Consider the following 14,848-nt stretch of genomic DNA (forward strand, 5'->3'; position numbering starts at 1 on the left):
TGGATATAGAGACCGCGTTTCTTAGCGCTAAAACCCTGATTGATCAGGCTCTCGCGAAGAACACGCATTAGACCATCTGCAACCGACCCACGCACCGGATTGCCCTTCAATGGGCGGGTTGGCATGCAGGTGAACCGAAACACGAACCACCGGTGCTGTGTCCGACGAGTTTTCCGGACACTCAGGAGTATTTATGTCTGAAGCCAATCCAACGCGCGAAGATTTCGAAGCTCTTCTCGCCGAGTCCTTTGCCACCAATGACCTTGCTGAAGGTTATGTCGTCAAGGGCCGTATCGTCGCCATCGAAAAAGACATGGCGATCATCGACGCCGGCCTCAAGGTCGAGGGCCGCGTTCCGCTGAAGGAATTCGGCGCGAAAGCCAAGGACGGTTCGCTCAAGCCGGGCGATATCGTTGAAGTTTACGTCGAGCGTATCGAAAATGCCCTCGGCGAAGCAGTTCTGTCGCGTGAAAAAGCACGCCGCGAAGAAAGCTGGGTCCGTCTCGAAGAGAAGTTCAACCGCGGCGAACGCGTCGATGGTGTGATCTTCAATCAGGTCAAGGGTGGTTTCACCGTCGATCTCGACGGTGCCGTAGCCTTCCTGCCGCGCTCGCAGGTCGACATCCGTCCGATCCGCGACGTTACCCCGCTGATGCACAACCCGCAGCCCTTCGAAATCCTCAAGATGGACAAGCGTCGCGGCAACATCGTTGTATCGCGCCGTACCGTTCTTGAAGAGAGCCGTGCGGAACAGCGCTCCGAGATCGTCCAGAACCTCGAAGAGGGTCAGGTCGTTGAAGGCGTTGTCAAGAACATCACCGATTACGGTGCGTTCGTTGACCTCGGCGGCATCGATGGTCTTCTGCATGTGACCGACATGGCATGGCGCCGCGTCAACCATCCGTCGGAAATCCTGTCCATTGGCCAGACGGTCAAGGTACAGATCATCCGTATCAACCAGGAAACCCATCGTATTTCGCTCGGCATGAAGCAGCTCGAAAGCGATCCTTGGGATGGTATTGGAGCGAAGTACCCGATCGGCAAAAAGATCACAGGTACGGTTACGAACATCACCGACTACGGTGCGTTCGTCGAGATCGAGCCAGGCATCGAAGGCCTTATCCACGTTTCCGAAATGTCCTGGACAAAGAAGAACGTGCATCCGGGCAAGTTGCTCTCGACAACACAGGAAGTCGAAGTCGTTGTTCTCGAAGTGGATCCGGTCAAGCGCCGCATCTCCCTCGGCCTCAAGCAGACACTCGACAACCCGTGGACGACCTTCGCAGACAAGTTCCCTGTTGGCACGATCGTCGAAGGCGAAGTCAAGAACAAGACCGAGTTCGGCCTGTTCATTGGCCTCGACGGCGATGTGGACGGCATGGTTCACCTCTCCGACCTCGACTGGAACCGTCCAGGCGAGCAGGTCATCGAAGAGTACAACAAGGGTGACGTGGTTAAGGCGCAGGTTCTCGATGTCGACGTCGAGAAGGAACGCATCTCGCTCGGCATCAAGCAGCTGACCGGCGACAAGGTCGGCGAAGCCGCGACTTCGGGTGAACTGCGCAAGAACGCTGTTGTTACCGTTGAAGTCACGGGCATCACCGATGGTGGTCTTGAAGTGCGTCTGGTCGATCATGACCTCGACTCGTTCATCCGACGCGCTGATCTGTCCCGCGATCGCGACGAACAGCGTCCGGAACGCTTCACGGTCGGTCAGAAGGTTGACGCCCGCGTCATCGCCTTCGACAAGAAGACCCGCAAGCTGCAGGTTTCGATCAAGGCGCTGGAAATCGCCGAAGAGAAGGAAGCTGTTGCCCAGTACGGTTCGACCGATAGCGGCGCTTCTCTCGGCGACATTCTCGGTGCCGCTCTGAAGAGCCGCGAAAAGAACTAAGTTCTTTTCCTGACCTTGAAACAAATGAAACCCGCCGGTGCGAGCCGGCGGGTTTTTCTTGTTCTAGAGCAAATTCCCTCCGACAGAACGATTCAATATGATGGGAAATTGCTCTTATCAAATCGTATCGAACTGGACGAGGATAAACGCCACCTGCGTAACAAGTGCCAAAGCCAGTACGACCAGCTGGATTTTTTGCCGGCGTACATAAATTCCCAATCCGAACAGGGCGATCAGGAAGAGGTTGCGGAAGGGATATTCTGCTCCGAGTGTTCGAAAATGAGCCATGCCTTTCATGGCGGTGTCCAGAAAATCGCAAATGAATATGGATACCAGTATTCCGAAGAACCAGGCTCTGCGCGACATGAAATAATCTTCATAGCCGGAATAGCCCTCCATGCTGTCGGGGAAAAGCATGCTGCACGCAAGAAAATGCAGGCTGGCAAAGAAAATGACAAAGAGATATGCCTCGAATTTCCACAAAACCAGCGCATGTAGATAGAACTCGAACCACCAGAAATGGACGACCGTGAGGAAAGCGAACAACACCCAGCCAAGGTGCACCACATAGATATTCTTGCGCTGTGGGTGCTGGATGATACGAGCGATGCCGGTCAGCAAACGCGAGACGCTCAGGCCAAGTACGATGCCGATAATCACGCGTACATGGGTGAAGACTTCCGGATTCGGAATACCGCCCTCCATTGCATCCTCCCGTTGCCGCTTGTCGATGTTTGCAATCAGAGGTCACATGCTACTGGAGTAGCAACCCAATGCAACCTCGCATGCCATTTCAGCGACGTCAGCTTGGCGCAAGTTATCATACGTAAACTTTAATGATTGAATGAGAAAACTTTTTGGTGCGGTGCGTTGAGGAGGACGAGCGAACCGCAAATAGCTCTATCTAATTGATGCGGTTTAAATAAAATCTTGACGCATGTCACTCATGCTGTAAATTTTCAACCATTAAGAGTGGCCCTATATCAATCATGAGATGTATTGCGTCRGCGTAGTTTTCAGCAATGATTGCAAATGTCCTTCGCAATTTCTTCGCCGGCATACGGTTTTTGGAATGAGCAAGGGATTGTAAAAAGGAATGCCGCGGTGAATCAGCCGATCAAGACAATGGAAGACTTCTCTGCATTTGTAGGATTGTCGCGCCCCACTGTGTCTAAATATTTCAACGACCCCACTTCGGTGCGCAAGAAAACCCGCGACATCATCGAAGCGGCCATCAAGAAGTCCGGCTTCCGGCCAAACATATTCGCCGTCAATCTCAACCGACGCCGCACTAATATTCTTGGTATCATCGTTCCGAATTCGACCGACCCGTTCTACATGGCGCTGACGCGGCGCATCGAAGGCATCGCCGAACAGACCGGTTATCTGGCTTTCGTTTTGAGTTCTGACGGCAAGCCGGAGCTTGAAGAACGTGCCATCGAGACCTTCAAGTCCATGAACGTCGCGGGTGCCATTATTGGACCGCTCGGCGTAAAGTCGCATCACGACAAGCTGGCCAAGCTCGGCGAATCAATTCCACTCATCTACGTCGATTCACCGCTTGATGCGACGTCGCCGTTCGTCGGCACCGACAACCGGCAAAGTTTCAAACTGATCGTAGACTATCTGACGCGGTCCGGTGACCAGCCCTGCTATTTCGGCATGTCTCCGGTTAACAGCAACGCTTATGAGCGCCGCGACGCCTATAACGAGGCAATGAAGAACCTGAACCTCGAACCCCGCTTCGTGAAGGTCGATCCGGGTTTGACCTGGGAGTTCGAAAAATTTGCCTTCGATGCGACGACTCGCATCCTCAGGGAAGGCGGTTTCCCGACAAAGACCGTGCTTTGCGCCACCGACCGTATCGCTTTCGGCGTAGTGGCTGCCGCCTACCAAGCGGGCCTCAAGGTAGGGCGTGGCGCGGATTGCGACCTGCGCGTTGCCGGCCATGACGACCAGCCGCTGTCGCGTTATATGTGCCCCCCACTGACGACCGTTGCGCAGAACTACAATGAAATCGGCAGGTTGGCCATCAAGCTATTGTTCGACAAGCTCGGCGAAAACGACGAAGCGAAGATCGAGATTCCCGCCGACCAGCGTATCCTTCTAAACGCCGAAATCATGTTGCGTATGTCGGCATAGTTCCGGGATATGTGTCCCTAGACTTTCACGACCTGCTCCACACGGTCCTCTGCGCCGAACAATTGCAGATAGCGTTTGATCTCCGCCGGATCGCCAGTTGCCTTCTTTGGGTTATCGGAAAGCTTGACCGCGGGACGTCCATTCGCGTCACTGACTTTGCACACCAGTGAAATCGCATTCAGCTGATCGTTATAGCGTGGCGCGCAATCCTCGAAATCATTTGTAAGGTTGGTGCCCCAACCAAAACTCATACGCACTTTGCCGTCGAAGTGGCGATAGGTTTCCTCAATCGTATCGACATCGAGCCCGTCGGAAAACACCAGCAGCTTTTCCCGTGGGTCCTTGCCCTTTGATCGCCACCAGGCAAGGATTTTCTCTCCTCCCTCGATCGGAGGCGCACTGTCCGGGCGAAAACCTGTCCAGTCCGCCACCCAGTCCGGCGCGTCACGAAGAAACGCGGCGGTTCCAAAAGCATCGGGGAGGACAATCAGCAGGTTGCCGCCATAATAGCGGTTCCAGTCTTGCAAAACTTTGAAGGGTGATTTCAGCAACTCTGCGTCGGTTGTACTCAATGCAGCAAGTACCATAGGCAGTTCGTGTGCGTTGGTGCCGAGCGCTTCCAGATCGTTGTCCATTGCCATCAACACATTGCTTGTGCCAGTAAAGGCCTCACCGATACCTTCTTTCAGGGCTTCGACGCACCAGCGTTGCCAAAGAAAGGAATGGCGCCGACGTGTGCCGAAGTCGGAAATTTTGATGTCGGGGAGTGCACGCAACCGCTCCACCTTCGACCACATCTTGGCCTTGGCACGGGCATAAAGGACGTCAAGTTCGAACCGGCCCATCTTCTTCATGGCAGCACGCGAACGCAGCTCGTTGATGATGGTCAGCGCCGGTATCTCCCACATCGTCGTGTACATCCACGGCCCGTAGAAATTCAGTTCGTATTGTCCGTCCCGCTTCGTCAGTTCGTATTCCGGCAATTGAAAGTTTGACAGCCATTGGAGAAAGTCCGGTTCGAATATCTGGCGCTTGCCGTAGAACGTGTTACCCCCGAGCCAGATCATTTCTTTTTTGGAAAAGCGGGTCGTCCGCGCGTGATCGAGCTGCTCTCGCAATTCCTGTTCGTCGATCTCGTCGGCAAGCCGGACCTTGGTCGTGCGGTTGATCAGCGTAAATGTCGCATCCACTTCGGGATAGACGCCCCAGATCATCTGTAGCATCAGCAGTTTGTAGAAATCCGTGTCGAGCAGGCTGCGGACGATCGGATCGAGCTTGAACGTGTGGTTGAACACGCGCCGTGCGATATCGGTCTTCGTCGCCATTGACTGCTTTCCCTGCGAATTTTCCGCCCGTCATGTTGCACGCCAGAACCGGGCCTTCAAGGAGTGACAAGCAAATCCGGCTAATTTCGGCGGATCGAGTGGCCGTGCGCACTCCATTAAATATTTGTAACATAACGGAATTGTCATTAACGGTTAGGTAAAACCCCCTTATTCTGCACTACAAACAACCGTTCGCGCTGGCTTGCGCGTTGGGATATGATCATTTTGTGCTGGCTCTGCTTGTGCGGGACCGGCTTTTTGGAGTGATATATGCGGCTTTCGAAGCAACTGATTTTTGCCGTGCTGATTCTGGTTCTTGCTGGAGCTGGCTGGCTGTATTTCTATCCAGGCTCGAAGGCTGGCATTGATCGCAACTCGACCGCAGCAACCGAACCCGCGGGTGGTCAGGGACAGCGTCGCGGCGGACAGGCTTTGCCGCTTGTCGTCGTCCGTGCTGCGGCCGAAGCGAAAATCAACGACAAATTGTCGGCCATTGGCACCGGCAAGGCCAAGAGTTCCGTTGCAGTTACTCCATTCACCGCCGGGCGCCTGACCGAAATTCTCGTCACATCAGGGACCAAAGTAAAGGGCGGCGATGTGATTGCCCGTCTTGATTCAGAAGCCGAAAGTATCCTTGTCGACAAGGCGCGGGTAGCACTGAGGGACGCACAGACCAAACTCAAACGCGCGGAAAGCCTGCGTTCAAGCAACACGGTATCCGCTGTTCAGCTTTCCGAAGCAGCTTTGGCGGTCGATAATGCCGCCCTCAACGTTCGCGAGGCGGAACTGGCCCTGGATCGCCGGGCGATCAAAGCTCCCATTGGTGGCATTGTCGGCATCCTGCCTATAAACGCGGGCAACTACATCACGATATCGACCACCGTCGCAATGATCGATGACCGCTCCGATCTTCTGGTTGATTTCTGGGTGCCTGAACGCTTTGCGCCGRCCATATCAATCGACCTGCCGGTGACAGCGACATCGATCGCCCGCCCGGGTGAAACCTTTAAAGGTGCCATTAGCGCCATCGATAACCGTGTCGATCCGACCAGCCGTACGCTGCATGTTCAGGCGAAAATCACCAATCCAAATGATGCCTTGCGCGAAGGCATGGCCTTCCAGATGGCGGTCGGCTTTCCGGGAGACACTTACCCGACTGTTGATCCCCTCGCCGTTCAGTGGGGTACTGAGGGCGCCTATGTCTGGAGGATTGACGATAACAAGGCGACGCGCGTTCCGGTGCGTGTCGTCCAGCGCAACACCGCCTATGTGCTGGTCGACGCCGACATAAAGCCCGGCGATCAGATTGTGGCCGAAGGCGTGCAGTCAGTCCGCCAGGACGGGCTTGTCCAAATTCAGGGACAGCCGGCTCCAGAGGCCAATACCAGCGCGGAGCCAACTGCTTCCGTCGGCGAACGGGGCTGAGGTCTGGCGGTGAGCACGTCAAACGGACAGAACGATTCCAGTTTTACCGCACTTTTCATTCGTCGACCCGTCATGGCGCTGGTGCTCAATGCCCTGATCGTCGTCGCGGGTCTTGCCGCCTGGTATGGCGTCGATGTCCGCGAATTGCCCGATGTCGACCGCCCGGTAGTCACGGTCTCGACGGATTTCGAGTCCGCCGCCGCCGAGACGGTGGACCGGGAGCTGACCTCGGCGATAGAAGGCGCGGTATCGCGCGTTTCCGGCGTCAAGTCGATTTCGTCCAGTTCGTCGTTCGGCAGCAGCCGCGTAACCGTCGAGTTCAATGATGGCGTCGACCTCAATGTCGCGGCAGCTGATATGCGCGATGCCATCAGCCGCATAACCAACACATTGCCCGACGAGGCCGACCCGCCGCGTATCGTCAAAGCCGATGCCAATTCCGATGCGGTGATGCGCCTGGCCGTCACCTCGGACACCATGGCGGTCGAGGACATGACAGTCCTCGTCGAAGACCAGATCGAGGACGTTCTCGCTTCGGTCCCGGGCGTCGCCGACGTTCAGGTCAATGGCAACCGCAGCAAGATATTCCGCATCGACATCGATCAGGGCAAGGTTGCCAGCCTCGGAATGAATATCGCGGACATTCGCAACGCACTGACCACGATGGCCTTCGATACCCCTGCCGGTCAGCTCAACAGCAATGACCAGAGCATCGTCGTTCGTGCAACGGCTCCGGTATCAACGCCGGAAGACTTCGAAAACATCATTATCAAAGGTCAGACGAAGATCCGCGACGTGGCCACAGTAACGATGGGCCCCGACATCGGCACCTCGATTCTGCGTGCCAACGGCAAGACCGGCATTGGTCTCGGCATTATCCGCCAGGCTCAATCCAACACGCTCGACATTTCGAAAGGCGTCCGTGCCGCGGTCGCGCAACTGCAGCAAACGCTACCCGAGGGTGTCGACATCCGCGTAACCAGCGACGATGCTGACTTCGTTAATGGCGCAGTCCATGAGGTGGAAATTGCGCTCGGCGTTTCTGTCGTCATCATCATCCTGATCATCTACCTCTTCCTTTGGGACATTCGCGCAACCCTTATCCCGGCTGTCAGTCTGCCTGTGGCGCTGATTGGCACCATTTCTGCTATCTATCTTGCTGGTTTCTCAATCAACATCCTGACGCTGCTCGCCCTGGTGCTGGCGACCGGTCTGGTGGTGGACGATGCCATCGTGGTGCTGGAAAACATCGTGCGCCGTCGCAATCAGGGCATGGGTCCGCGCGCTGCCGCGGTTCTCGGGACGGAGGAAGTGTTCTTTGCGGTCATTGCGACGACGGTGACGCTCGCGGCGGTTTTCGTGCCGCTATCCTTCCTTCCTGGCCAGACCGGAGGACTCTTCCGCGAGTTTGGTTTCGTTCTGGCCATCTGTGTGCTTCTGTCCGCCGTCGTGGCGTTGACGCTGTGCCCGATGCTGGCTTCCCGCTTGCTCAGTGCGAGTGAGGCCAAGCATCAGGATGTCACCCACACACCGGGACGGGTGGCTCGTGTCGGAAGCTGGTTCGGCAATCTTTACAAGCGCATGTTGCATGTTTGCCTTGCCGCCCCGTGGATCGTTGTCGTGGTCTCGGTGCTGTTTGCCGGCGCGGCGTTTGGCGCGTTTTCCCTTCTCAAGCAGGAGTTGACACCAGTCGAAGACCGAGCTTCGGCATTCCTGCGCATTACCGCGCCGCAGGGCGTTAGTCTGGAATATCTCGGTGATGAGATGCGTCAGATCGAGCAATTGATCCAGCCGCTACGCGATAGTGGCGAAATCCAGAATACGTTCTCGATCGCCGGCCAGAATGGCAATACCAACCGTGGCTTCATGGTCCTCAGTCTCGCCACCTGGAAAGAGCGGACGCGGAGCCAGCAGGAGATCCTTGCCGACGTCTCAAAACGGGTCCGCAACATTCCAGGTATCCAGGTTTTTGCCGCGCAGCCAAACTCGCTTGGCATTCGCGGTGCCGGTAATGGCCTGCAATTTGCTGTCGTCGGCACCAGTTATGCTGAGCTCGGAACCACCGCCGCCAAGATCGTGGCGGAGCTTGAAAAGGACAGCCGCTTCGACCGCCCGCGCCTGACCAATGAGCCGACCCAACCGCAACTGGCCGTGTCGATTGACCGTGAGCGCGCTTCGGATCTCAATATCAATATCACTGGCCTGGCCGAAGCGCTGCAATCGGTGCTCGATGGTTACAAGGTCGGTTCCGTCTATATCGAAGATCGTTCCTACGATGTGAAACTTGTATCGAGCACAAATCCCATCAATGATCCGACAGACCTTGAAAACGTGTTCCTGCGCACCGGCGATGGACGGTTCGTCCCGATGTCGACGATTGCCAAACTCACCGAAGTCGCAGTTCCACCGGCATTGACGCGTGAACAGCAGATGCGTTCCGTCGCCATCACCTCGAGCCTCAGACCGGATTTTGCACTCGGCGATGCCTACAAGGACGTGCAGGAGGTCGCCGCACCTTTGCTGCCCTCCGGCTATCGCATCATTCCGCTGGCTGAAGCGGCGACGCTTGGGGAAAATTCATCCAGCATGGTCACGACTTTCGGCTTTGCCATCCTGATCATTCTACTAGTTCTCGCAGCGCAATTTGAAAGCTTTATCAGTGCGGCCGTTGTGATGGCCACGGTTCCGCTTGGCCTTGCCTGCGCTGTCTTTGCTATGGTCATGACCGGCACCAGCATGAATGTCTACAGTCAAATCGGGCTGGTGCTGCTCGTCGGTATCATGGCGAAGAACGGTATTCTGATCGTCGAATTTGCCAATCATTTGCGCGATCAGGGCAGGAATGTACGAGAAGCCATCGAAGAGGCCTCTAACATCCGTCTGCGCCCCGTCGTGATGACCATGCTCTGCGCCATTCTTGGCGGCGTGCCGCTTGTCCTCGCCAGCGGTGCAGGCGCCGAAGCCCGCATCGCCCTAGGCTGGGTCATCGTCGGCGGTCTAGGCATGGCAACAGCCTCGACGCTCTTCCTGACACCGGTCGCCTATCTACTGCTGGCCGGCTTCTCCAAACCGAAAGCCGAGGAAGAAGCGCGGCTCAATCGCGAACTTCTGGAAGTTGCCTCACAACCACCGCTGGCGGCGGAATAGCCACGATCCGAGTTTTCGGTCATCAAAGTGCGTTAATCGGCTCGATTTCCGAATTTCTTTGACTATCGTATTATTGACGGCGTTCCGTTGCACCTATAGCCAAAATCTTGCGGTTTCCTCGGGAGGAACCTCCAAAACTCTTTTCTACAGTCTGTGCCATCGTGCGGGTAACCATGCATATCGATGGCCGGTCGTTATTGCATACGCACTACTTTTAAGAAGAAGCATTTTTTATTCATTGGGAGGAATCATGGCTTCGTTACGAATGCTGTTGGGAGCCTTGGCATGTTGTTTCATGCTGGCCGGCTGCAATGACTCAAACAAAACAGTGGAGACAAATGAGTCATCCGGAACTTTTACAGTCTGCACAACTGGGGCGTTGGTCGACGGCAAATGCGTTGTCACGCCTGAAGTTGTTGCCGATACCTGCGCGAAAGGGACTTTGACGGACGGCAAGTGCATTTTCAAACCCGAAGTAACCTCGGTATGCCAGACGGGAGTCCTTGAAGACGACAAGTGCGTTGTCAAACCGAGCGTGATTACCGGTGCGTGCAAAAAAGGAACACTGGTTGGTACCGAATGCGTGATCAAGCCCGAGGCGACCTTTGTATGCGTTACGGGCACCCTTGAGGTCGACAAGTGCGTTGTCAAGCCGAGCACAACTACCGGTGCGTGCGAAAAAGGAATGCTCGTTGGCATCGAATGCGTGGTCAAGCCCGATGTGACCTTTGTATGTAACACGGGCACCCTTGAGGTGGACAAGTGCGTCATCAGGCCGGTCCCGATTACCCGTTGCGACAAAGGCACGCTTGATGGTGACGTTTGCGTCATCAGGCCAGTGGTCGTCACCCGGTGCGACAGGGGCACTCTGGTCGATGGCGAATGGGTCGAAATCAAAGTTCCGTCAGTTACCGATCCCGTCAATCTGGATAACGGCATCAAGCGTGTGGATTGGAATGGCAGCAGTGCTACGATAGAGACTGCCGATTTAGTGTCTGCGCTGCGTACCTATAAGCTGACGACCACCCAGGAACAGCGGAAAGCTGGCAAGGGCCAACAACTTCAAATTACAGAACAGCCAGACGCTCCCACAGTCCGCACCGGCAGCCAGATGTTTGACGGGCTATTTGCCTTGGCCATGCAGGAAGCCAAGGAGCTGACCGTAACGTCGATCAAGAATGACGCATACAATAACAACAACTTGGTTCCCTGTGGCGGCAACATTGGCTGCTACCAGACAGGGGACGAGTGGACCTATGTATGGACGCGCGATACCGCCTATGCGGTTGATCTTGGCCTGGCGCAGATCAACCCGCAGGTTGCCAAAAACAGCCTGCTGTTCAAATTGTCAAAGCGCCGCGATGCAACGCAGACGCTTGGCCCGGAAACAACGGAGATCGTCCAGGACACCGGCAGCGGCGGCAGTTGGCCGGTCAGCACAGACCGTGTTGTCTGGGCGCGAGCCGCTTTCGAACTGCTGAAATATCTCGATGGCGACGATCGCACGCAATTTCTTAATGACGCCTACACCGCCATTCGCAACACGATCGAAAACGATCGCCTTGCCGCCTATGACGATCGTGACGGACTGTATCGCGGTGAGACCTCTTTCCTCGATTGGCGCGAGCAGACTTATCCCGATTGGATGAAGGATACGGTGGTTCATATCGCCATGTCGAAAACCCTGTCGACCAACATCAATCACTGGAAAATTCTGGATGTTGCGGCAAAAATGGCCGTGGAACTGAACAAAACTTCGGATGCAGCAAAGTATGCCGGCTGGGCCGACGGGTTGAAACAGCAGTTAAAGAGCGATCTTTGGTTGAAGGAAGCCGGTTTGTTCAGCATGATGAAGACGACCGAGCTCGACCAGGCTCCGGTCCGCCGCTACGAATTGCTTGGGGAGGCTCTGGCTATTCAAGATGGCATTGCCGATAAGGCCCAGACTACAAGCATCCTGCAGAATTATCCGCACACAGCTGCCGGTGCTCCGGTCGTCTGGCTCCAGATGCGGGGTGTGAAGGTCTATCATAACAGGGCGATTTGGCCGTTTGCTTCCAGCTATCTGATCAAGGCTGCGGCCAAAGGGCAAAATTCCGAAGTGGTCAATCACAGCTTCGATACGCTTATCAACGGCGCTGCATTGAACCTGTCCAACATGGAGAATTTCGAATTCACCAAACTTGCGGTGACAGCAGATAAGGCTGAGGACCGCCCGGACATCGATTCCTATAAGCAATTATGGTCGGTTGGCGGCTATATCGGCTCAGTTCTCGACGTTGTCTTCGGGCGTGACGTCAATATGACGGGCATCCGATTCCAGCCTTTCATCACCAAAAAAATGCACAAGACCATCTTTAATGGTGCCCGTCAGCTGCAGTTGAAGGAGCTCGTTTATCGCGGCAAGAAAATCACGGTAAAAGTGAATTTACCAGCAGTTGGTACAAGTAATGATGGATATTACTCAATCTCAACAGCAGAATTGAACGGCGCCCAGATTGATTTGGATAGATACACACCTTCATCCGATCTGAAGGAGGGCAGGGTCAATGTCTTTGTCATCGGATTGATTGACAATGCAGCCGACGGCGGGACGGCACGCGTTGTCAACCCCAGCCAGTACTATGGCCCTGAACCGCTCAACCTTGATCTTACCGGAAGTGCCTGGGCAGCGCCAACGGGCGCGGACGGATTGGTCAATTTGTCCTGGACGGCGAAGCTGCCACTATATCCTACTACAATCAATGTTTACCGCAATGGAGCATTGGTTGCATCCGAAATAACCGACAGCAAATGGAGAGACAATGACAGCAATGTCTCCAGCCAAGCATTGTGCTATTCGCTGGAGGAGCAAATTACCACTGGATTGAGGAATGTATCGCAACGTACAAATCCCGCTTGCTATTGGGGCAATGGGAGACTGACGTTTATAGCCGCCGACAATGCTACAAACAATTCTGTTGCAGGTTCACACGCGCAATTGAAGGATGACCATGGTCGCCGTGCATGGTCGGACTGGGGCGTTCCTGGCGAGGAGCTGACCTTCGCCTTCACGCCCTCAGTCAGCGGCAGCTATCATATTCTCTTACGCTACGGTAACGGCTTTGGCCCTGTGAATACCGGGGTAACAACGGCAGTCAAGCAAATGGAGATAACGGGCGCGAGTCAGGCTCCGAGCAAAGGCGTCGTGGTCATGCCGCATTTGCCAAACTGGGATACCTGGGGCGAATCCACCCCTGCCACGGCAAAACTGACGGCCGGTACATCCTACAAAATCAAGTTTGGCGATTTCTACAACATGTCCTATCTCGCCTCAAACTCAACCTATAGCGGCAGCGGTGGTGCGGGGGGCATATCGAACCGGGCCAATATCACTGAGCTGATACTGCGGCGTATGGCCGATTGAGGGATAGGACTTCGTTTCCGAGCACAGAGCTGGCCCGATGCGTTCGGGCCATCTCTTTTTCGTTTCGCCGCGACGACCTCATTTATTGACCGTTTGATAAAAAATTTGACCTTGCGTGAAAATCTGCCATTCTTCCGTACAGGTTCGGACATACCGGCCATCGAAAAGACTGCTGATCCATGGGAACTGGACGCAGTCAAAACGAGGAGATGAGATTTCATGGGATCGATGGATTCTGGAATCCGTGACGTCAAAGCCGGGCGGCTTGCATCCGGCGCCTATACGGAAGTGTTTGCCGATCTTCATCCGCCGCTAAGCCGGCACGAAGCCTTCGTCGAATCGGACCGGTGTTATTTCTGCTATGACGCGCCATGCATGAATGCCTGCCCGACCGGCATCGATATTCCCCTGTTCATTCGCGAGATAGCTGCAGACAATCCTACGGGTTCTGCCAAGACCATTCTCTCCGAAAACATCCTTGGCGGCATGTGCGCCCGCGTCTGCCCCACCGAGACGTTGTGCGAGCAGGCTTGCGTGCGCGAAGTGGCAGAGGGCAAGCCAGTGAAGATCGGTTTGTTGCAGCGTTACGCTACCGATCATTTGATGGCCAATGGCCAGCATCCCTTCAAGCGCGCCGAGCCTACGGGTAAATCCATCGCGGTCGTCGGCGCTGGACCAGCGGGCCTGTCCGCCGCCCACCGTCTGGCCATGCATGGTCACGATGTGACTATCTTCGAAGCGCGACCCAAGGCAGGCGGCCTCAACGAATACGGTATCGCCGCCTATAAAAGCGTCGACGACTTCGCCCAGAAGGAACTCGACTTCATTCTCGAAATCGGCGGCATCACCATCCAGAACGACAAGGCTCTCGGGCGCGATATCAGTCTCGATGCGCTAAGGGCGGGTTTCGATGCGGTGTTTCTCGGCATGGGGCTGCCGGGCGTCAACGACCTTGGCCTCGACGGCGAAGACGCTGCCGGCTGTATCGATGCGGTGGATTACATTTCCGTGCTTCGGCAGAGCGATAATCTGTCAGAAATCCCCGTCGGACGGGATGTCGTCGTCATCGGCGGCGGCATGACCGCGATTGACGTGGCGGTACAGACGAAACTGCTTGGCGCGGAGAATGTCATTATCGCCTATCGCCGTGGACCGGAAAACATGAATGCCAGTGACTTCGAACAGGAACTCGCGCTGAAGAATGGTGTGATTATCCGCCACTGGCTGCAGCCTCGTGCACTGACTCGCAACGAACATGGCGAGGTCTGCGGCATAACGCTGGATTACACCGTCATGACCGATGGCCGTCTGGGCGTTTCAGGCGAAAGCATCACGCTCGCCAGCGATCAGATATTCAAGGCGATTGGTCAAACCCCCGCCGACGCAATCCTTGGCGACGCCGGCCTTGCGTTGTSGCGCGGCCGTATCAGCGTGGACGATGAAGGGCGAACCTCGGTCGCAGGTATCTGGGCCGGCGGCGATTGTGTTGCGGACGGCGAGGATCTGACC

Annotated in this window: 8 protein-coding genes; 6 read left to right on the forward strand and 2 right to left on the reverse strand. The window is 55.6% G+C overall.

All coding sequences use genetic code 11. From position 1 onward, the window contains the following. Positions 1–193: 193 nt before the first annotated feature. Entirely contained in the window at positions 194–1,894 is a 1,701-nt protein-coding gene (gene rpsA, locus ACXJ5O_RS06625; RefSeq protein WP_106714926.1) for a 30S ribosomal protein S1, read from the forward strand. Between the two features lie 117 nt (positions 1,895–2,011). Here the strand turns inward: rpsA and ACXJ5O_RS06630 are convergent, their stop codons facing one another. Then, on the reverse strand, positions 2,012–2,599 hold the full coding sequence (locus ACXJ5O_RS06630) for a hypothetical protein (protein ID WP_112529612.1): 588 nt from the start codon (positions 2,597–2,599) through the stop codon (positions 2,012–2,014). Between the two features lie 420 nt (positions 2,600–3,019). Here ACXJ5O_RS06630 and ACXJ5O_RS06635 point away from each other — a divergent pair, with 420 nt between their 5' ends. Beyond that, positions 3,020–4,036: a LacI family DNA-binding transcriptional regulator gene (locus ACXJ5O_RS06635; protein WP_112529745.1), complete on the forward strand. Its 1,017-nt coding sequence runs from the start codon at positions 3,020–3,022 to the stop codon at positions 4,034–4,036. Between the two features lie 17 nt (positions 4,037–4,053). Here ACXJ5O_RS06635 and pncB read toward each other — a convergent pair whose 3' ends face one another. Further along, complete coding sequence (gene pncB, locus ACXJ5O_RS06640) at positions 4,054–5,361, reverse strand: nicotinate phosphoribosyltransferase (protein ID WP_457299198.1); 1,308 nt, start codon at positions 5,359–5,361, stop codon at positions 4,054–4,056. A 270-nt stretch (positions 5,362–5,631) separates the two neighbouring features. Here pncB and ACXJ5O_RS06645 point away from each other — a divergent pair, with 270 nt between their 5' ends. The 4 genes from ACXJ5O_RS06645 to ACXJ5O_RS06660 form a co-directional block, all read left to right on the forward strand. Next, a complete protein-coding gene (locus ACXJ5O_RS06645) occupies positions 5,632–6,786 on the forward strand; it encodes an efflux RND transporter periplasmic adaptor subunit (RefSeq protein WP_457299199.1) in 1,155 nt (384 codons plus the stop codon). Positions 6,787–6,858: 72 nt separating this feature from the next. After that, positions 6,859–9,933 carry an efflux RND transporter permease subunit gene (locus tag ACXJ5O_RS06650; RefSeq protein ID WP_457299202.1) on the forward strand — a complete coding sequence of 1,025 codons (3,075 nt, stop codon included), beginning with the start codon at positions 6,859–6,861 and terminating at the stop codon, positions 9,931–9,933. A 685-nt stretch (positions 9,934–10,618) separates the two neighbouring features. Further along, positions 10,619–13,339, forward strand: coding sequence for an alpha-L-rhamnosidase-related protein (locus ACXJ5O_RS06655; protein ID WP_457299200.1), 2,721 nt, complete (start codon positions 10,619–10,621; stop codon positions 13,337–13,339). A 219-nt stretch (positions 13,340–13,558) separates the two neighbouring features. Next, on the forward strand, positions 13,559–14,848 hold a 1,290-nt coding region (locus ACXJ5O_RS06660), incomplete at its 3' end, for an NAD(P)-dependent oxidoreductase (RefSeq protein WP_457299201.1).

It is taken from the genome of Phyllobacterium sp. P5_D12 (assembly GCF_054049495.1).

Excerpts from the sequence above, each read along its gene's own strand:
- ACXJ5O_RS06650 (WP_457299202.1), top strand. The coding sequence starts at position 6,859 with ATGGCGCTGGTGCTCAATGCCCTGATCGTCGTCGCGGGTCTTGCCGCC.
- ACXJ5O_RS06655 (WP_457299200.1), top strand. The coding sequence starts at position 10,619 with ATGCTCGTTGGCATCGAATGCGTGGTCAAGCCCGATGTGACCTTTGTA.
- ACXJ5O_RS06635 (WP_112529745.1), top strand. The coding sequence starts at position 3,020 with ATGGAAGACTTCTCTGCATTTGTAGGATTGTCGCGCCCCACTGTGTCT.
- pncB (WP_457299198.1), bottom strand. The coding sequence starts at position 5,361 with ATGGCGACGAAGACCGATATCGCACGGCGCGTGTTCAACCACACGTTC.
- ACXJ5O_RS06630 (WP_112529612.1), bottom strand. The coding sequence starts at position 2,599 with ATGGAGGGCGGTATTCCGAATCCGGAAGTCTTCACCCATGTACGCGTG.
- rpsA (WP_106714926.1), top strand. The coding sequence starts at position 194 with ATGTCTGAAGCCAATCCAACGCGCGAAGATTTCGAAGCTCTTCTCGCC.